Annotated in this window: 17 protein-coding genes; 9 read left to right on the forward strand and 8 right to left on the reverse strand. The window is 38.6% G+C overall.

What is annotated here, in order from left to right:
• Nucleotides 1–21 precede the first annotated feature (21 nt).
• The 5 genes from ATS76_RS16380 to ATS76_RS16400 all read left to right on the forward strand — a co-directional run bounded on the left by ATS76_RS16380 (nucleotide 22) and on the right by ATS76_RS16400 (nucleotide 4,847).
• On the forward strand, nucleotides 22–879 hold the full coding sequence (locus ATS76_RS16380) for a MipA/OmpV family protein (RefSeq protein WP_058552915.1): 858 nt from the start codon (nucleotides 22–24) through the stop codon (nucleotides 877–879).
• Nucleotides 869–1,252 (forward strand): DUF3019 domain-containing protein, encoded by a 384-nt coding sequence (locus tag ATS76_RS16385; RefSeq protein WP_058552916.1) that lies wholly within the window; start codon nucleotides 869–871, stop codon nucleotides 1,250–1,252. The genes ATS76_RS16380 and ATS76_RS16385 overlap by 11 nt, the downstream gene beginning before the upstream one ends.
• A 21-nt stretch (nucleotides 1,253–1,273) precedes the next feature.
• Nucleotides 1,274–1,978: a response regulator transcription factor gene (locus ATS76_RS16390; RefSeq protein ID WP_058552917.1), complete on the forward strand. Its 705-nt coding sequence runs from the start codon at nucleotides 1,274–1,276 to the stop codon at nucleotides 1,976–1,978.
• 19 nt (nucleotides 1,979–1,997) lie between these two features.
• Complete coding sequence (locus ATS76_RS16395; RefSeq protein WP_058552918.1) at nucleotides 1,998–3,281, forward strand: ATP-binding protein; 1,284 nt, start codon at nucleotides 1,998–2,000, stop codon at nucleotides 3,279–3,281.
• A 213-nt stretch (nucleotides 3,282–3,494) separates the two neighbouring features.
• Nucleotides 3,495–4,847: a sodium-dependent transporter gene (locus ATS76_RS16400; protein ID WP_058552919.1), complete on the forward strand. Its 1,353-nt coding sequence runs from the start codon at nucleotides 3,495–3,497 to the stop codon at nucleotides 4,845–4,847.
• 54 nt (nucleotides 4,848–4,901) lie between these two features.
• On the opposite strand, the gene ATS76_RS16405 is transcribed toward ATS76_RS16400, so the two are convergent.
• Complete coding sequence (locus ATS76_RS16405; RefSeq protein WP_058552920.1) at nucleotides 4,902–5,360, reverse strand: GNAT family N-acetyltransferase; 459 nt, start codon at nucleotides 5,358–5,360, stop codon at nucleotides 4,902–4,904.
• 98 nt (nucleotides 5,361–5,458) lie between these two features.
• The gene (locus tag ATS76_RS16410) at nucleotides 5,459–6,202 is read right to left on the reverse strand and encodes a sporulation protein (RefSeq protein WP_058404793.1); all 744 of its coding nucleotides are present in this window, start codon (nucleotides 6,200–6,202) and stop codon (nucleotides 5,459–5,461) included.
• Between the two features lie 267 nt (nucleotides 6,203–6,469).
• On the opposite strand from ATS76_RS16410, the gene ATS76_RS16415 reads away from it, so the two are divergent.
• Entirely contained in the window at nucleotides 6,470–8,047 is a 1,578-nt protein-coding gene (locus ATS76_RS16415; protein WP_058552921.1) for a cation:proton antiporter family protein, read from the forward strand.
• Nucleotides 8,048–8,375: 328 nt separating this feature from the next.
• On the forward strand, nucleotides 8,376–8,591 hold the full coding sequence (locus tag ATS76_RS16420; protein ID WP_006793920.1) for a DUF3820 family protein: 216 nt from the start codon (nucleotides 8,376–8,378) through the stop codon (nucleotides 8,589–8,591).
• Nucleotides 8,592–8,695: 104 nt separating this feature from the next.
• On the opposite strand, the gene ATS76_RS16425 is transcribed toward ATS76_RS16420, so the two are convergent.
• From ATS76_RS16425 to ilvY, 6 genes are all read right to left on the reverse strand, one after another.
• Entirely contained in the window at nucleotides 8,696–9,940 is a 1,245-nt protein-coding gene (locus ATS76_RS16425; protein WP_058552922.1) for an ATP-binding protein, read from the reverse strand.
• A gap of 21 nt (nucleotides 9,941–9,961) precedes the next feature.
• Entirely contained in the window at nucleotides 9,962–10,654 is a 693-nt protein-coding gene (locus tag ATS76_RS16430; protein ID WP_058404796.1) for a response regulator, read from the reverse strand.
• Nucleotides 10,655–10,668: 14 nt separating this feature from the next.
• On the reverse strand, nucleotides 10,669–11,049 hold the full coding sequence (locus ATS76_RS16435; RefSeq protein ID WP_201023514.1) for a DUF3019 domain-containing protein: 381 nt from the start codon (nucleotides 11,047–11,049) through the stop codon (nucleotides 10,669–10,671).
• Nucleotide 11,050: 1 nt separating this feature from the next.
• A complete protein-coding gene (locus ATS76_RS16440) occupies nucleotides 11,051–11,767 on the reverse strand; it encodes a MipA/OmpV family protein (RefSeq protein ID WP_082664365.1) in 717 nt (238 codons plus the stop codon).
• A 287-nt stretch (nucleotides 11,768–12,054) separates the two neighbouring features.
• A complete protein-coding gene (locus ATS76_RS16445) occupies nucleotides 12,055–13,101 on the reverse strand; it encodes a GGDEF domain-containing protein (protein WP_010557221.1) in 1,047 nt (348 codons plus the stop codon).
• A 112-nt stretch (nucleotides 13,102–13,213) separates the two neighbouring features.
• Complete coding sequence (ilvY, locus tag ATS76_RS16450) at nucleotides 13,214–14,119, reverse strand: HTH-type transcriptional activator IlvY (RefSeq protein ID WP_058552924.1); 906 nt, start codon at nucleotides 14,117–14,119, stop codon at nucleotides 13,214–13,216.
• A 134-nt stretch (nucleotides 14,120–14,253) separates the two neighbouring features.
• On the opposite strand from ilvY, the gene ilvC reads away from it, so the two are divergent.
• Both ilvC and ATS76_RS16460 read left to right on the forward strand, forming a co-directional pair.
• Nucleotides 14,254–15,726, forward strand: coding sequence for a ketol-acid reductoisomerase (gene ilvC, locus ATS76_RS16455; protein WP_058552925.1), 1,473 nt, complete (start codon nucleotides 14,254–14,256; stop codon nucleotides 15,724–15,726).
• A gap of 178 nt (nucleotides 15,727–15,904) precedes the next feature.
• Nucleotides 15,905–17,818 carry a methyl-accepting chemotaxis protein gene (locus tag ATS76_RS16460; RefSeq protein ID WP_058552926.1) on the forward strand — a complete coding sequence of 638 codons (1,914 nt, stop codon included), beginning with the start codon at nucleotides 15,905–15,907 and terminating at the stop codon, nucleotides 17,816–17,818.
• The last annotated feature ends 51 nt before the right edge of the window (nucleotides 17,819–17,869 follow it).

The raw sequence follows: 17,869 nt of genomic DNA on the forward strand, positions 1-17,869 counted from the left end.
AAATAATCAGGCTCAATGTGGATGAAACATACCTTACTTAACCATACTATTTTTTGTATTGTCTTGTTTATTTTGAGCCTTATATCGACCTCAACCCAAGCAAGTAATCGCTACTATGCAGATAACACCCTTGAGCCAACTCAAGGCTTTGCATGGGATTGGAGTGCAGGTGCAAGCTACTTTGTAGAAGATACTTACCTAATTGGCACCAATGCCTACGACACTGATTTAGAGCTCGATTTAAGCCTTGCTGTCTCCTACGATCGATTTTATCTCGACTTTGACCATAACCAACTCAGCGGTGGGCTTGTTATCGGTTACAGTATTATTGATAAGTATGATTGGGGCTTGGATATACTGGGCACAAATACGCAAGCTGGCTTTGACGAAAAAGGCCTTGGCTTTTATAACAATGGTGTTATTGCAGAACTTGATGGTATAAAGTCTCGTCGCTATGACTTTGGTGTAGGCCTCAGGCTTACACGCCGATTCGAAAATTCTCAAATTTCATTTGAATACCTTCATGATATTTCTGGCGCTCACAACAGCTGGGTTATTAATACCTTTTTTAGCCAAATTTTACCCTGGCGAAACTGGGAATTTAGATCCGGTGTTGGCGTAAGTGCGTACTCAGCTGACTTTACAAATTATTATTTTGGCATTGACCAAGAAGAAGTAGCCGAAAACCGACCCTTTTATGATGCACATGCAAGTACCAGCTTAATATTTGAATTTCATGCGGAATACCCAATAAGCCAAGATTGGGTCTTTTTAGCAGGGTTTCTCTCTACGTGGTTCTCAGCTGAAATCGACGACAGCCCAATTATTTCTCAAGGGTATCAACATAAAGCCAAGGTAGGCCTACGTTATGTTTTTTAGATGGCTCTGTTTACTAATAATTTTTCCTGCATCAACGTTTGCAAAACCGGACGGCGGACAAGATAATTTAACCGCTGTTCCTGATACCTGTGTGGCTCTTCGTGAGGGGCGTGACTGTTATGCTGATGTAGTCATTACTTGGCGCCAACCAATTATTGGTAACTACTGCTTACGCGATGCTACATCTAAATACATTATGCAATGCTGGCTAAAACAGCAGCAAGGCACATTAAATTACGCGTTTGACTCTAAGCAAAGTATCGCTTTTGAATTATTTGATAGTAATACATCGCAAATAATTGGCACTGCAGAAGTGAAACTTCAGTGGGTTTATCAAAACAGACAAAAAAAACGTCGCTGGCGATTATTTTAACCACTGTATTAAGGATAATTTATGGATAACTACGGCACTATTTTATTAGTAGAAGACGATACATCATTGGCTCAATGGGTAGCCGAATACCTCACTGAACAAGGCTACACTACGCATGTTTGTCACCGAGGCGATGAAGTTGTCAGTAAAGTAAAAACCTTAAACCCAAACATTGTATTGCTCGACATTATGTTACCAGGTCAAGATGGCATTAGTGTATGTAGAGAACTTCGTAGCTTTTACAATGCGCCAATCATTATGCTGACCGCTCGAAACGAGGAAATGGATGAAGTTATAGGTTTAGAGGTCGGTGCAAGCGATTATATAATGAAACCTGTGCGCCCTCGCGCTTTACTCGCTCGTATAAAAGCTGCACTTCGTCAAAGTAATGAGCCCAATAAATCGGCAATAGTAGAAAGCACAATTTCGGTCGGTTCGCTTAATATTAATACCGAATCAAGAAACGTAAAATTCAACGACCAAGATGTAAATATTTCCAGTGCGGAATATTTACTACTGCATTATTTGGCAAGTAATGCAGGCCAAGTTGTATCACGTGACGCTGTTTTTAAAGCAACTAAAGGACGAGAATACGACGGACTTGATAGAAGTGTTGATGTGCTTATCTCTGCAATTAGAAAAAAATTTAACGACGACCCACAAAACCCAGAAAAAATTAAAACAATTTGGGGCCGTGGTTACTTGCTTGTCTCTACCGCATGGTAACTTACAGCTGTATGTTTAAATGAAAAAGTTTTACATATCACTACTTGGCAGCGCGCTTTTATCTATAGTGGTTTTAGGCTGGCTAATAGACGCCTTTAGCCAGCAAGCACATACCCCACAAGACGAGTTTAGTGTGCAAAGTAAAATGATGATGGGGTTTAGTAAGCAACTGGCAAATGTTCCCACTTCCGAGCGTGGCGCATATGTTAAACAGTTAGCTAAAGAATTTGAGCTATCAATAGATTACAAACCTAATGAATCGCTTGCCTTGCCCCCTTCGTTATTGCTTCAAATGCATGCTGTTGACGGGTTGATTTTAGAAGATCAGCAAGGCTTTTATATGCTGTATAGCAATCAAGCGCTAAACCCCTTTCATATTTCTATGCGACTTAAAAAGAGCGCAGAAGCCGACAAACGAAACGATATATTCTTAACTTTGCTTTTTTATGCTGGGTTATGCATTTTAATGGGGTTCATTATTGCGCCACTAGCAAAGCGACTAAGCGTACTAAACGAGGCTGCTAAACAGTTTGCTTCGGGTAATACACAAGCCAGAATTAAAGCATCTCATTTTACTTATATAAGGGACGTAGAGTTAACGTTTAACCGAATGGCGAGTCAAATTGAAAAGCTTGTTGCTGAAAATAAACTAATGGCGTCAAGTTTATCGCATGATATACGCACTCCTATTGCCTGTCTTCGCTTTGGTTTAGATGCCGCCTTAGATACCCATGATGAGAAAAAAATAAAAACCTATTTAGAACGCATGGAAAACGATTTAGATCATATGGAATCTATGCTTAAAAGCTATTTAGCGTTTGCAACACTTGAACAAAACGCAAATAAACTGACGTACTCTTCAACAAATATCAAGCATTACCTAGAAGATATTTTAGTTCAGCTTGCACCAAAGTTAGAATCACAAATGCTAAGTGTTGATCTTAATTGCTCAAGTGACATCATTGTGGCCGATCTTCATTGGCTAGCTCGTGCAATTACAAATCTGCTTACCAACGCTTGCGATTTTGCCGAGCAATATATTTATTTAAGCGCAAAGGTTCACGAGCACCAACTTATAATAACAGTTGAAGACGACGGCCCTGGAATTGCTCAAGAAAACTTTAAAAACGTATTTAGCCCCTTTTTTAGAGAAGAAGAACACAGAAACCGCGCAGATAAAAGCTATGGCCTTGGCTTAGCTATTGTTGAAAAAGTAGCAGATTGGCATAACGGCACTATTACTGTTAGCAAAAGTAAACACTTAGGCGGTGCCTGCTTTACCCTTAATATTACCCAACAGTAAAAATCGTAAAGTATAAATTACGCAGTGTAATTAACATTTTTTAAACAAAATCAACCTATTAATTTTAATTACCTAGTAACATTGACTAAAAACAGCGTATTAATCATGCCGCTGGAAAACTAAATTGTGTGGGATCAGCAAATAAGCACTTTTTATTTTTTTACATTTCCAGTAGATTGTCAGCGCCGTTAAAAAACAGAGAAGTATAATAATATGAGCGCAGTTAGAGGCGAGTTTAGTTCTCGCTTTGGATTTATTATGGCCGCCGCCGGTTCTGCCGTAGGTTTGGGCAATATATGGGGCTTTCCCACACAAACAGCCAGTAATGGCGGTGCCGCATTTTTGGTTGCCTATTTAGTGTTAGCTTTCTTTTTGGCTTATCCTGCGCTAATGGCCGAATTAATGATTGGTCGACACGGCCAAGCCAACGCCGTGGTTTCTTTAACTAAAGTGTCCAATAAACCTTGGCAAAAACACTTTGCATTTATTGTCGGCTTTGGGGGTATTTTATGTGCCGGCTTTATACTTAGTTTTTATGCTATTGTTGCCGGCTGGATGCTCAGTGCAACAGCCCAACCTATTGCTAACTTGGCTGGAGCAGACGCTGCATCTTTGTGGCTAAGCGAACAATCACTCACTCGCAACATTATATTTACTCTTGTTTTTATTGTTTTAACGATAGCAATCATTAGCCGTGGTGTTGAAAACGGTATCGAAAAATGGTCAAAGCGCTTGATGCCGGCTTTATTGGGCATTTTATTTTTATTAATTGCTTATGTAATGACACAAGAAGGTGCAATCGAAGGGTTAAAAGCCTACTTGCTACCTGACTTTTCATCTATTTTTGACACCCAGTTAATTGTTAGCGCCTTAGGACAAGCCTTTTTCTCATTATCGCTAGGTACAAGCGTCATGATTATATACGGCTCGTATATTAGTAAAAAAGAAAACCTAGTGTCTCTAGGTGCATACGTAACATTAATTGATGTGTTTATCGCGTTTGTTGCTGGTTTGCTTATTATTCCAGCTATGTATGTAGCTCAAGCTCAGGGCGTTGAGATATTTTCAGCCAGCGGCAAATTACTCTCAGAAGATACTTTGGTATTTCAGGTACTTCCCGCTTTATTTGATGGCATGGGCAGTGTAGGTTTATTTGTTGGCTTTGCATTTTTCGCCCTGATGAGCATAGCAGCGCTAACGTCCTCTATTTCAATGCTGGAAGCCCCTGTATCTTACACCGTTGAACGCTTTGCGATGAAGCGAATTCAAGCTACATGGTTAATCGGCGTCTTAATAGCCGTCGTTAGTATTACGATTGTATGTAACCTAGGCACCTTATTTGGCTTAGTAATTACTTTAACAACAAAAGTTGCACAGCCTTTACTTGGCTTAATGTGTTGTATTTTTGTAGGTTGGATTTGGTACAGAAACTCATTATTACAAGCTATTCAACAAGGTAACCCAGAAGTACACAACAGCTTATTTTGGAAAGTATGGCCTTGGTACACCAAATTTGTTTGCCCTATTGTTATAGGCGCCGTGTTCGTGCATTCAATATTAAGCTAACAACACACTATAAAAAAGCCCACTTTTTGGGCTTTTTTATAGTCACTCACAACATTACGTTTTGAGCTTTTCAATTGTTAGCAGCATATCTTGGTGAGGTATACCGTCTTCTAAGTAGGCCTCCCCTATACACTTAAAACCAAATGAACGATAAAAATCTAACAAGTAGGTTTGCGCACCTATCACTATATCGCGTTCGGGCCAGTGCAATGTACAACACGCTATTGCCTTTTCAACCAGCTTATTCGCAATCCCCTTACCTCGGTGCTGATCGTTAACTAAAACACGCCCAATTGCACTGTACTGGTCATTTTTCTCATAGCAACGTGCATAGCTCATTAACTGCATATTATCTAAGGTATAGATATGCTGAGTTGTTTTAAAAATATCAACATCGTCTAACTCAGGGTAAGGGCAATTTTGTTCTACAACAAATACGTCTACACGCCCTCTCATAATTGCAAACAAAGTATGGGGGGGCAGATTTTCAAATGGCTCACAGTTAAAATGCATGGCAATCCTTAAACAAAAACCCAGCTGAAGCTGGGTTTGATATCGCTATAATACTAAAATGAACAATAAAAATTATATTCACCGCTTAATGCTAAGCGTTAAGCAAATAAACGCTCTAACTGATCACATAACTGAGACAGATTCACATGGTCATGTTCAATGGTTACATCAATATATCCATCGCCTCTAAATGCACGGTCAAGCTCGATTAAAACGTGAGTTTTATGTGCTTCTGGCACAAATGACAACTCGATTTCTTGAATCCCAAATAAGCTTCTGCTGTTAGGTTTATATTCAAGCTCTTGGTAACACCCAGAAACAGACGCAAATGTAGAGGCACGTAAAAAACCTTTTTCAACATCGGCTTTAGATAAACTAAAACCTAATTTATCCATTGCCTGCATGCACGTTTTAACGGCTTCATTTGGGTAAATATGAAGATGATCTTTGTCTGTTGGATCTAATGCTAAATCAATGTCCAGCCCAGTTTCTAACCAAACATGAGACTGATTGTAACCCGCATTAATTTCAGTGATCGGTGTTTCTGAATGCAGACGCGCTTCAAAAGGTATGCTTTTTACGTCACCTGGCTCCAACTTACCTATATCTGTAATTCGCCATTGATCAATCACATGGTTGGTAAAATAATCACCGTCATCACCAGCTACTTTTACGCGGGTCATTAGCAATAAATCTAAGCCTGCAATTTCTTGGCTAACGTCACCTGCTGTAATAACAATATTAGCGTTAAAAAGCTGCCCTGGTTGTAGATGTTCAGTTTCTAAAATAGTATCCACTTTTGCTGCACCAATACCAACCGATGCTAAAATCTTTTTAAACATATAATTCTCCTTAAGCTGAGCCGCTCTTAAATATGCCCTAACTTAAATGTTTTCGTTATCTCATCTTAACCATAATTAAAAGCCGTTGTCAGTTTAAAAGTAGGATTTAAATGCTTTTAAAGGTTAAATATGCATAATTTGTGCGTTTATTATCCAAACAAAGTCCTAAAAGCGACTAAATAAACAAAGCTCAAGTGGTATATTTAATTTTCATTAATCGTTGTTTTTAGCTACACTGCAATACCAAATGATGTAATTTTAAGTATTATGGAACTAATTTACTTTGCTACCGCATTTGTGTGTGGTTTTGCCGTTTATCAATTAAAACTCCCCCCACTTATTGGCTTTTTGCTGGCTGGCTTTGCGCTAAACCTCGCAGGTTACAAAAGCACAGATCTACTTGATACAATTGCCGCATTGGGCGTTACTTTATTGCTGTTCAGTATTGGCTTAAAACTTAAAGTAAAAAGCTTAATAAAACCCCAAGTGTGGGCACCCGCTACCCTTCATATTATTTTTAGCAGCGCTATTTTTAGTGGTTTTATGTTGTTATTAGGTATTTTTGCTCTGCCTCTTTTTGTTGATTTAAGTTGGCAGAGTGCCTTATTGATCGGCTTTGCTCTTAGCTTTTCAAGCACAGTATTTGCTGTAAAAGTACTTGAAGAGCGCGGTGAAATGGCAAGCCTACACGGTAAAATCGCTATTGGTATACTTGTAATGCAAGATATTTTTGCGGTTATATTTTTAGCAATTAGTACAGGTAAAGTACCCAACATTTGGGCACTAGCTATCATTATTGCCCTGCCTTTAATACGCCCTATTATGTATTTTATGCTTAACCGCTCTAAACATGGTGAACTGCTTCCCTTGTTTGGCTTCTTTTTTGCGCTTGTTGCTGGTTATAACGCATTTGAATTTGCAGGTCTTAAAGGTGATTTGGGTGCGCTAATCATAGGCATGATGTTTGCGCCACATAAAAAAGCGGGCGAGTTATCAAAGTCATTACTCAACTTAAAAGATATTTTACTTGTTGGTTTTTTCTTAAGCATTGGTTTAAATGCTCAGCTAACCCTTGATTCGCTCTTTATTGCCATTGTGCTTATTTTTGTACTCCCTATTAAAGTGATTCTTTATTATGTATTTACCAATGCGTTTAAATTGCGTGCACGTACATCGCTACTTACCGCATTTACCTTATCTAACTACAGTGAATTTGGCTTGATTGTGTGCGCCGTTGCAGCTTCAACAGGTATTATTACACCTGAATGGCTAGCCGTTATGGCTATTGCGGTATCTATTACCTTTGTTATTGCCTCACCACTTAACAAACGCTCTAATGAGCTATATGTAAAAATAGAAAGCTGGTTAGTCAAGTTTGAAAGCAAAACACGCCTAGCCGAAGAATTACCAGTAAACCTTAATGATACAAAAATTGTTATTTTTGGCATGGGCCGTATTGGCACCGGTGCATATGAAACAATTAATATGACTCACCCAAATTTAGTAGCAGGTATTGATATAAAACCCGAAGTTGTCGATAAACATATAAGTAGAGGCCGTAAAGTACTGATTGCAGATGCTACCGACCCTGATTTTTGGCAACGTGTAAACCACTCTCACGTTGAAATGGTTATGTTAGCTATGCCGAAGCACATGCAAAATATTTTTGCATTAGAGCAGCTTCAAGCGTCAGGCTACACAGGGCAAGTTACTGCAATTGCAAACTACCCAGACCAACAAAAAGAGCTTGAAAGTATGGGAGTGCACTCAACGTATAACTTTTACTTAGAAGCAGGAAGTGGCTTTGCTGAACACGTAAAACAAGAATTGTTTGGTGAAAAGTAGTATTTAATGTGTATAAAGGCAAAATACAATTCTTTTTCATTAGTAAATAAATAAAAAGCAATTGTATTTACATTCCTTTACAAGTGCATACACCATACCTTCAAAAAACAGGTAAACTGTCTTCGTTGGTTAAATATAACCCATGTTAAATACAATCTAGTTAGACTCCAGCTAACAAAAATTGTGTCGGGCTGTTTACACCAACAAAAATTCTTAAATCAGAGGGCCTACTCCCTCACTCAATAGGCTGTTTCTTGCCCGTCACAGCCTATTTTATCTCTCTAAAATATCTTACACTTAAATCATTATTACACCACTAAGTAAACCTATGGATCCAGAACAATTAAAAATTGCCATAAACACTAAAATGCCATTTGGAAAATACTCAGGCCGCCCATTATTATTACTTCCAGAGCCCTACTTAGTCTGGTTTAAGCAGCAAGGCTTTCCAGATTCAAAACTTGGCAGCCAATTAGCTATGATGTATGAGGTTAAATTAAATGGCTTGGAGCAAATGTTAATGCCGCTGCTAGAAAAAAAATAAAATTATCCGAAACTATTTTATATATTCACGGTCTATTTAATTGCTACTTGTTGATTTTGGTTTTAACCACAAAAAAGCGCCTTTTGGCGCTTTTTTCATATCTTTTAGTTTTGCTCCAGGGGTAAGCTAATGATGAACTTTGCCCCACCTAAAGACGAGTACTCAATACGATAACTTCCCTGATGCCAAGCAATAATTTTAGCGACTATGGCTAACCCTAGGCCAAATCCACCTGTTTTTTTGTCTCTACTTTTATCGAGCCGTGTAAAAGGCTTAAATACGTTTTCTCGCTCTATTTCAGCAATGCCTCGGCCATCATCTTCAATTACAAACTGTATTTTGTTATGCTGAGTAATGAGTGATATTTTAACCTGGCTGTTGGCGTATTTAATTGCATTACCAATTAAGTTTTGAAAAGCACGCGCCATAAAATGCGGGTCACATTGGTAAATGAAGCTACTTGGCAATACTTCATACAAATTAATTTTCTTGTCAAAATTAAGCTTTTCAACGCTTACTCTTACTAACTCAACCAAATCACTAGGGAGAGGCTGCAAGCTAGGTTGCTGAGAGTCTAGTTTTGCGTAATCGAGCATTTCTGAAACTAGGCTTTCAAGTTCATTAATGTCGCTGTTCATTTTTGCAATGTAGACTTCACTTTTTTCATCTAACAAACGCTCTTTGAGTATTGCCGTTGCAAACTTTAGGCGAGCTAAGGGGGTTCTAAATTCATGAGAAACCGACGAAGTCAGCTCTTGTTGAGCGGTTAATAGAAAGCCAATGCGTTGCTGCATTAAACTGAGTGTTTCAGTAATTGGTAAAAAAAATGATTTAGAGGAGTCAGAAAGTTGAAAGTCTTGAGCGCCTTCAACCGCTTCGCACGCATTGCGTAATTTCGAAAAGTCACGCCAAAGTAAAAAGCTCCATAAACCTACGGGAATCCCCACAATAGTAAGTAATAATACATATGGCCATACCGAAGTCGATACGGGGGTCTCTAATCCTATAGGCCCTACTTGCAAAAGCTCACTTTTATTGAGGGTTATGTACCAAACAACTCGCTGTTGTTTGTCATATAAATATAGGTAGTGATGGCTATTTAACTGAACCAGTTGTTCTTGAGGTAGCGCTAAATCAGCACGACTAATAACAAGGCTTTTGTAGTGTTCCTTTAATTTTGCTAATCCATTAGGTGTTTGCGAAAGCAGCCAAAGCGACTTCCCAAATTCGTCATCAAGAAAAACGTGCTGCTGCGATTCATCATATGGCCATAATTGTTCTATAACACCGCTAACAACGAACAATGAAACCACAATATAAATATATAAACTTGCAAACAGCTTTCCCATTAATGCCTATTAACCTTGTGTTTAAAGATCCCACGCATCAGAAACAAATAAGTAGCCTTGGCCCCATACTGTTTTTATACGAAATGGCTTATCGCTGTTATCACCGAGCTTTTTACGGATACGCGACACGCGTACATCAACGGTGCGATCGAGCCCGTCATATTGGCGACCAATCATATGTTGGTGCACATGCTCTCTACTAAGCACTTGGCCAGCGTTTGAGGCTAACAACCAAAGTAACTCAAACTCATGCGACGTTAGCACTATTTCTTTGTCAGAAAGTTGCACTATACGGCTAGTCTTATCAATAATTAAATCACCAAACTGTAACTCTTCACTCGCTTTTGTCACTGTTTGACCACGGCGTAGTAGTGCATTGACTCTTGCGAGTAAAACACGAGGTTCAGCGGGTTTAATAACATAATCATCTGCGCCCAGTTCTAAACCCAATACTTGGTCAAAATCTTCGCTTTTAGCTGTTAACATTAAAATTGGTAGAGAAAACTTATCGCGTACTTGGCGACACACGCTAAATCCATCTTTTCCCGGTAACATAACATCTAGTATCATTAAATCGACGTGATTATTTTCTAAATAACTAAATACTTCATCACCACGTTCTAAAGCTGCGACTTCTAATCCATTATGTTCAAGGTAATCTTTTGTGAGTTGTTGTAAACCAAGATCATCTTCAACAAGTAGAATTTTTGGCATTGATTGCTCCTAAATTAAAAAAAGCTCCATGGTGAACGAAGCCGACGCCTACTTTTTTTTACATGAGTACTTTGTACTTCAACCTGTGCTTTAGCTAATAACACACCAGATTTTGAATTGATTAAGGAGTATATGGTTTCGACCTGAACACGCGCTTTATAATTAAACTCTCCTGCGCGCTGCTGTTGCCAACAATGTATCTTTTTACTCTGTTCATATATACACACATCACCTACCACATCGCCCTGCCATTCAAACGTTAAATCAAGATCGCAAAAGTCCTGAACGTGAGAAACAACACATACTTTAGGTGACACAGTAAAAGACGCAGCATGCACACGGCTAAAAGGCATAAGCAGTGGTGCTAAAAATAAAATGACCATTAAATATTTCATATTAAAAAGTGCGTTCTAATCCTAAAAATGCAGTCATTGAATAATCACGCTCTAAAAGTGGGCTGTCATCTATAGCTGAATAGTCATAATAAGCTAAATGAAAACGAACAGAATAGTCATCACTTAAGGGGAATTTGGCATCAATTTTTGCATAGGGTTGCCAACTGCTACCAACCTCTACCTTGCCCAATAAAGTTTCGCCGTCTTTAAGGCCATAATAATAGGTATTTAGTTCCGCAGATTTATAATTTAAACCAAACGATGGCTTGATATTTATAGGCCCTAGTTGAGTATGGTATTGCCACTGAAATGCACCGCGAACACCGTTATACACATTTGTCACATCATGTAGTACCTGTACAGAAAATACATGGTGATCATTCACGTAATGATAAGCAAGTCCTGTGTCTAAGGCTAGGTGGCGTTTATGCAGATCATTTAAATTAATATTTTTTACTGAAGAGGCCTCTGCAGCCTGCAAATAAAAAGGGCTATCTGCACTACCTTGCAGCGTAAACACATTATCAGGATGCCAATCTATAAAAAAGCGAGACTCAGTATTGAGCTCGCTAACAATGTTTAATTGGTGTGTAGAAGTTTGAAATAAAGAATAACCTAAGCGGCCATTATCAAAAAACCAATCTTCAGCATAAAACGCTATTTGAGGAATAACGACTAAAGGAACGTTATCGCCACCACGTAATGGATTGGTGATCACACCGACCCCTGCGTTAATGCTAAAAATTAGCTGATGAGATTGAATATGCTGCTCTGAGAACTCTTGATCCGAATACGTATTTGGCTTGGCACTTAATGTAAAACAAGTGAGCAAAAAATTTAAACAAAGAATGGTAAATAGAAAGAAATTAAACCGCATCAGCGTAAATCAGAACATAAAATTATTCATTTACGGATAGTAACAAGGTTACCTAAAACTATCTGTAGCTGATTACAATCATTCACACTTTTTATACACAAAGTAAAAGTTTAAACCCCTTATAAAAATTAGATATCAGGGGCTATTTCTACTCGGTTGCGTCCATGTGTCTTAGCAATATAAAGTGCTCTATCGGCACGCTCAACCAGCACTGAGCTTTTTGTAAACGGTCGTAGCATAGCTAATCCAAAGCTTGCTGATATTGCACGTTTGTTATTTACATCTTGTTTTTTACGAATAGCTAATTTCGCAATTTCTTGTCTTATACACTCTGCAAAAGCAACTAAATCATTTATGGTGTCAAAATAAGCAGTAATACAAAACTCTTCTCCGCCGTAGCGATACACTTTTGCTTTGTCAGTTAAGTTTTCTTTTACTTTTTTTGCCACCAGTTTAATAACTTCATCGCCTTTTTGGTGGCCAAAGTCATCGTTAAATCGTTTAAAGTGATCAATATCAAACATAATCAGTGCAGCAAGGGAGCTTTCTGTAGTTTGCTCTGAGTACTCACGGCAAAAGTCATTAATATCAGAGTCAAATTTACCTCTGTTATAAAAACCTGTTAATGGGTCTGTGTCGGCAGCTTCTTTAGAAAGATTAAGCGCTTCTTTTAAGTCTTTAATTTCATTATATGCAACCGATAGCTTTGTTTGAAATTCACGAGCAGAGTCTTGCATTGCAATTGACTCATCGGTCAAACGCTCAACACAACCAAGAATATCGTTAAAAGAGTTAGTATCTATCAGACTGTTTATTTCGTTCTGCGAGTCAATGAGTGAAGTACTGAAACTTTTAGAATGACCAAGTGTAATACTTATATCTTGCTGGATATTTTCAACCGTATTATGAAATTTATCCGACATTTCCTGAAAAAGAGCTAAATCTTCATCACTAAGATGCTTATCAAATATTTCTTTTGCTTTACTTTGAGTGCATGTTTGGTGCTCTGAAATAACTTGATCTAATTCAATGTTTAAAGACGGTTTATTACCCTGAAAATAGCAATACCAAATAGCATAATTAATAGGTGTTACCGGCATACGGTACTTCACCATCATGGGTACTGCTTTTTTTAAATACTGAGCGGAATGAGAAAGTGATACAGCATTATTCATAAAGAACTCTCAAGCGTCATTTTTATTATTAGCATTCAATGTTAAGTAATAGTAAACCTTTACGCAAGCCATAATAATACTATTTTATGAACTTATTTAACGGTAAAAAAATCTAAATCGCTTTTGCGTCTAAAGTTTGTGCAATATTCCACAAAGCACTAATAGCGGGGTCGTTGAGCTCTTTTCTTAAAACTGCTAAGCCAATGTCAAAGCCTTCAGGGGCTTGCATTTTTGGTGTGAGTATTTGTACTTTGTCTTTTAGTGGGCTGTTATCTAATACTATTTTAGGAACCATTGCTACACCAAACCCTAGGCTAACCATAGACACCATTGCCTCATGCCCCGCCACTTGTGCATAAATTTTTCCGTGAATATTGTTTTTTCGCCACCACATTTCTAGGCGCTGCCTAGAAAAACCCTGTTCAGGCACAATAAACTCTAATTCAGACCAATCAAGCTCTGTATAGTTTGATGTTAATTTTTCAGTAATCGTACATTGAATTTTTGGACCAATAAGCACTAATGGTGAATGGCCTATATCTACAAAAGCAATTTGCGCGGGTAATTTGCCGGGTTTAGCTGCTATTGCCATTGATTCATGACCATCGAGCACACGGTTTATAGCTAGTGCAGGGTCGCCCGTATTTAAAGTTATTTCTATATACTGATGCTGCGCTCTGAGTTGCTCTAAAATTTGATGCAAAAAACTATAAGAGGCGGTAACAGAGCAATAAATACTGACTTTTCCATAAATATGTTGCTGTGGCTCTTTCACATTAGCTTTAAATCGTTGCCAGTTAGCAAGGGTAGCAGTGGCGTAATCAATAAAAGACTCTCCCTCTTTTGTTAATTTTACACTGCGGTTATCGCGCATAAATAGCGTAACGCCCACCTCTTCTTCTAGGTGTTTAATATTACGACTTAATGTAGGCGCACTCACATGGCAAAGCTCACTTGCTCTAGCAAAGTGCAGTGTTTTAGCCAACGCTAAAAAATATTTTAAATGCTTATGATCCATAGCAACACCAGTATTTCATATTTTGAAATACTTTAATTCAAATATATCATTTTACGCAAGTAACATTTTTAAATATGGTGTTTACAAGCGCAAAATACAGCGCATCTAACAAACATATTTATAGGACACTAACAATGGCGAATTACTTTAATACCTTACCTTTACGCGAACAATTAGCGCAATTAGCGCAATGTGAATTTATGGACGCAAGCGAATTTACAGACGGTGTTAAAGCACTTAAAGGTAAAAAACTAGTTATTGTAGGATGTGGCGCACAAGGTTTAAACCAAGGCCTTAATCTACGCGATTCAGGTTTAGACGTGTCTTATACGTTACGCGATTCAGCTATTACTGAGCGCCGCCAATCATTTTTAAACGCATCTGAAAACGGCTTTACTGTAGGTACTTACCAAGAGCTAATCCCAACAGCTGACGTAGTACTTAATTTAACGCCAGATAAACAACACACAGCAGTCGTTAACGCCATCATGCCGTTAATGAAGCAAGGTTCTACACTTGCTTACTCACATGGCTTTAATATTGTTGAAGAAGGCATGCAGGTTCGCGAAGATATCACTGTAATAATGGTTGCACCTAAATGCCCAGGTTCTGAAGTACGTGAAGAGTACAAACGTGGTTTTGGTGTACCAACACTTATTGCCGTTCACCCAGAAAACGACCCACAAGGTCATGGCCTAGCACAAGCTAAAGCCTACGCTGCTGGCACAGGTGGTGACCGCGCAGGCGTGCTTAAATCGTCATTCATTGCTGAAGTTAAATCAGACCTTATGGGTGAGCAAACTATTTTATGCGGCATGTTACAAACGGGTTCTATTTTATGTTTTGACAAAATGATTGAAAAAGGAATTGATGCAGGTTACGCATCTAAACTAATTCAATTTGGTTGGGAAGTGATCACAGAAGCTCTTAAATACGGCGGCGTAACAAACATGCTTGACCGTTTATCTAACCCAGCAAAAGTGAAAGCATTTGAACTTAGTGAAGAACTAAAAGTTATTATGCGTCCACTTTATAATAAGCACCAAGACGACATCATCGACGGTACATTTTCACGTGTAATGATGGAAGATTGGGCAAACGATGATGCTAACCTTCTTAAATGGCGCGCAGAAACCGCTGAAACTAATTTTGAAAAAACACCCGCTGGTGATGTAGAAATTTCAGAACAAGAATTCTTCGACAACGGTATTTTGATGGTCGCTATGGTTAAAGCAGGTGTTGAACTTGCATTCGAAACTATGACAGCGGCTGGCATTATTGAAGAGTCGGCATACTACGAGTCGCTTCACGAAACACCACTGATTGCTAATACCATTGCACGTAAAAAGTTATTTGAAATGAATCGTACTATTTCAGACACTGCTGAATATGGGTGTTACTTATATAACCATGCTTGCTTACCATTACTTGCTGACTTTATGAAAAATATCGACACCGATGTAATTGGTAAAGGCTTAGGTGAGCAAAGTAACCAAGTAGACAACAAAGCGTTAATTGAAATTAATACAGCGCTGCGTGAGCACCCGGTTGAAATAGTAGGCGCTAAATTACGTGGCTATATGTCAGCCATGAAAAAAATTGTTTAACGTTATCCTTTAAGTTTCGCTTGTTAGAAACCAAGCTCACATGCTTTGCGTGTGGGCTTTTTTATGCCCTATAGTTTAGTTAAAAAAGGGCTATTTTCATGTTCATTCGCATTATTTAACTCTAAATAAATTGTGTGCTAACATCATATTCTACTTCGTTGTAAAAAATTATTATAAAATGATACAAAAACTCTCTATTACCCAAAAAATCACAGCACTTGGCAGTGGCATCGCTATTTTTGTTGCAGCACTCATTGGTATTACATCGTTATACAGTTCTGAAGATATAATAGAACAACGCATGATTGAGTCAGAGCTACCAGGTAAGTTGCAAACAATTAGTAACCACATTGGTGGTGAAATAAATATGCTAATTGGTGCTGCAGAGCAACTCTCATCAAACGAATTTATTTTACAATGGGCAGAAACCAATAATAACGATGCATTGCTTTTAAAAGAGCTTAACCGCTTGGTAGAACAATACGACTTAGCGACTGCATCGTGGGCTAATCGAAATACCGCACAATACTGGAATCAGGATGGTTTTTTACGCGTATTAAAAAACGATGAAGCCGATGGGTGGTTTTTTGCCTTCAAAGAATCAAGAAAACCCTACTCTATCAGTATTTACCAAGAGTCAGTGAACGACGTAAAAATGTTCATTAACCACCAACAAGTAAATGGTAAAGGTTTGGCAGGGCTTGCAAAAAGTATCACTGACATGCAAAAGCTACTGCAACAATTTAAAATTGAGCAAACAGGGTTTGTATTTATTGCTGATAAAAGCGGCCTTATTCAATTGCACAAAGATTCAAGTAAAGTAGCAAAAGCAAATGTTGATTCGGTTTATGGATCGAATATTAGTAATCAAATATTAAGCTCGAATGGCTTTAAGTTAAAAGAAATCGACCTCGATGGCCAAGCCACTCTCGTAGCAGCGACCCCGATAGAAAATACTGACTTATTTATTGTGGCTCAAGTGCCAAAAAGTGAAGTATTTGCAAGTGTAAGTACGCTTCAGTGGCAAATATTTACATTTACTTTAATCATTGCCTTAATTGCTAGCCTAATTAGTTACTTATTAGCGCGTTCGTTGTCTTCGCCATTATTTAAAATGGGCGAATTATTCTCTCGTTTAGGTTCTGGCGACGCAAACTTAGCATACAGGTTACCCGAATCAAGCCAAGCCGAGCTTAATAACTTAAGCGCGGGCTTTAATCAGTTTATTAGTAAAATTGAAGTGGCCATTGGCCAAGTTGCCACAGAAAGCCACGATATAAAGCGCAGTTCTGACCATGTGTTTGAACAAGCTAAACGAAATTCTCAGGCTATAGACAGCCAAAAAGAACAAACTATTTCTGTAGCCGCAGCCATTAACCAAATGGGTGCAACAGTGCAAGAGATTGCTCAAAGCGCAGCTAACGCCGCCAAACTTACCGATAGCAGTCGCGAAAACACAATGCAAAGCCACAATCAGGTAATGCAAAGCCAAGCAACCATCTCTGCGCTTGCAAGCGACATTGACGGCATAACAGAGCAAGTGTCACTACTCTCTAAAAAGACGGTTGATATTGCCAGTATTATTGATGCAATTCGCAGTATTTCAGAACAAACAAACCTATTGGCGTTAAATGCGGCAATCGAGTCTGCACGTGCTGGTGAGCATGGTAGAGGGTTTGCTGTTGTTGCCGATGAGGTAAGAGCGCTGGCAAACCGCACTTCACAATCAACCAACGAAATTCAATCAATGATTGAAGAGCTGACCCAAATATCAGATGACGTAGTAAAAGATATTAGCCAGTCAAAAGATAAAGCACAGCAAAGTGTTGGGGCAATGCAAAACTCCGTTGAGTTGCTTGATGTGATTAGCGAAACATCTAATCAAATAAATGACATGGCAACTCTAATTGCAACGGCTACCGAACAGCAAAGTAATGTAGTCGCCGATGTAGGGCGTAACATTGAACAAATTAGCGAAATTAGCGACAACGCCATGAGTGAGCAGATGAATACTGAGCAAGCTATTCGTGACCTAGCAAGCAGCGCTCAAACATTAGATGCCTTAGTGGCAACCTTTGAAAAGCACCGTTAAAACCTCTGAACTATACCAATTCGCTTAATCAATGATCCCAATGGGTTGATA

The organism is Pseudoalteromonas sp. 10-33 (assembly GCF_001469195.1).
Lineage (GTDB): Bacteria > Pseudomonadota > Gammaproteobacteria > Enterobacterales > Alteromonadaceae > Pseudoalteromonas.

What these genes read in the sequence shown, in the direction of transcription:
- ATS76_RS16410 (WP_058404793.1), bottom strand. Translation starts at nt 6,202, where the DNA reads ATGTTTAAAAAGATTTTAGCATCGGTTGGTATTGGTGCAGCAAAAGTG.
- ATS76_RS16445 (WP_010557221.1), bottom strand. Translation starts at nt 13,101, where the DNA reads ATGAATAATGCTGTATCACTTTCTCATTCCGCTCAGTATTTAAAAAAA.
- ATS76_RS16395 (WP_058552918.1), top strand. Translation starts at nt 1,998, where the DNA reads ATGAAAAAGTTTTACATATCACTACTTGGCAGCGCGCTTTTATCTATA.
- ATS76_RS16420 (WP_006793920.1), top strand. Translation starts at nt 8,376, where the DNA reads ATGGATCCAGAACAATTAAAAATTGCCATAAACACTAAAATGCCATTT.
- ATS76_RS16415 (WP_058552921.1), top strand. Translation starts at nt 6,470, where the DNA reads ATGGAACTAATTTACTTTGCTACCGCATTTGTGTGTGGTTTTGCCGTT.
- ATS76_RS16460 (WP_058552926.1), top strand. Translation starts at nt 15,905, where the DNA reads ATGATACAAAAACTCTCTATTACCCAAAAAATCACAGCACTTGGCAGT.
- ATS76_RS16385 (WP_058552916.1), top strand. Translation starts at nt 869, where the DNA reads ATGTTTTTTAGATGGCTCTGTTTACTAATAATTTTTCCTGCATCAACG.
- ATS76_RS16390 (WP_058552917.1), top strand. Translation starts at nt 1,274, where the DNA reads ATGGATAACTACGGCACTATTTTATTAGTAGAAGACGATACATCATTG.
- ATS76_RS16400 (WP_058552919.1), top strand. Translation starts at nt 3,495, where the DNA reads ATGAGCGCAGTTAGAGGCGAGTTTAGTTCTCGCTTTGGATTTATTATG.
- ilvY (WP_058552924.1), bottom strand. Translation starts at nt 14,119, where the DNA reads ATGGATCATAAGCATTTAAAATATTTTTTAGCGTTGGCTAAAACACTG.
- ilvC (WP_058552925.1), top strand. Translation starts at nt 14,254, where the DNA reads ATGGCGAATTACTTTAATACCTTACCTTTACGCGAACAATTAGCGCAA.
- ATS76_RS16380 (WP_058552915.1), top strand. Translation starts at nt 22, where the DNA reads ATGAAACATACCTTACTTAACCATACTATTTTTTGTATTGTCTTGTTT.
- ATS76_RS16430 (WP_058404796.1), bottom strand. Translation starts at nt 10,654, where the DNA reads ATGCCAAAAATTCTACTTGTTGAAGATGATCTTGGTTTACAACAACTC.
- ATS76_RS16405 (WP_058552920.1), bottom strand. Translation starts at nt 5,360, where the DNA reads ATGCATTTTAACTGTGAGCCATTTGAAAATCTGCCCCCCCATACTTTG.
- ATS76_RS16435 (WP_201023514.1), bottom strand. Translation starts at nt 11,049, where the DNA reads ATGAAATATTTAATGGTCATTTTATTTTTAGCACCACTGCTTATGCCT.
- ATS76_RS16425 (WP_058552922.1), bottom strand. Translation starts at nt 9,940, where the DNA reads ATGGGAAAGCTGTTTGCAAGTTTATATATTTATATTGTGGTTTCATTG.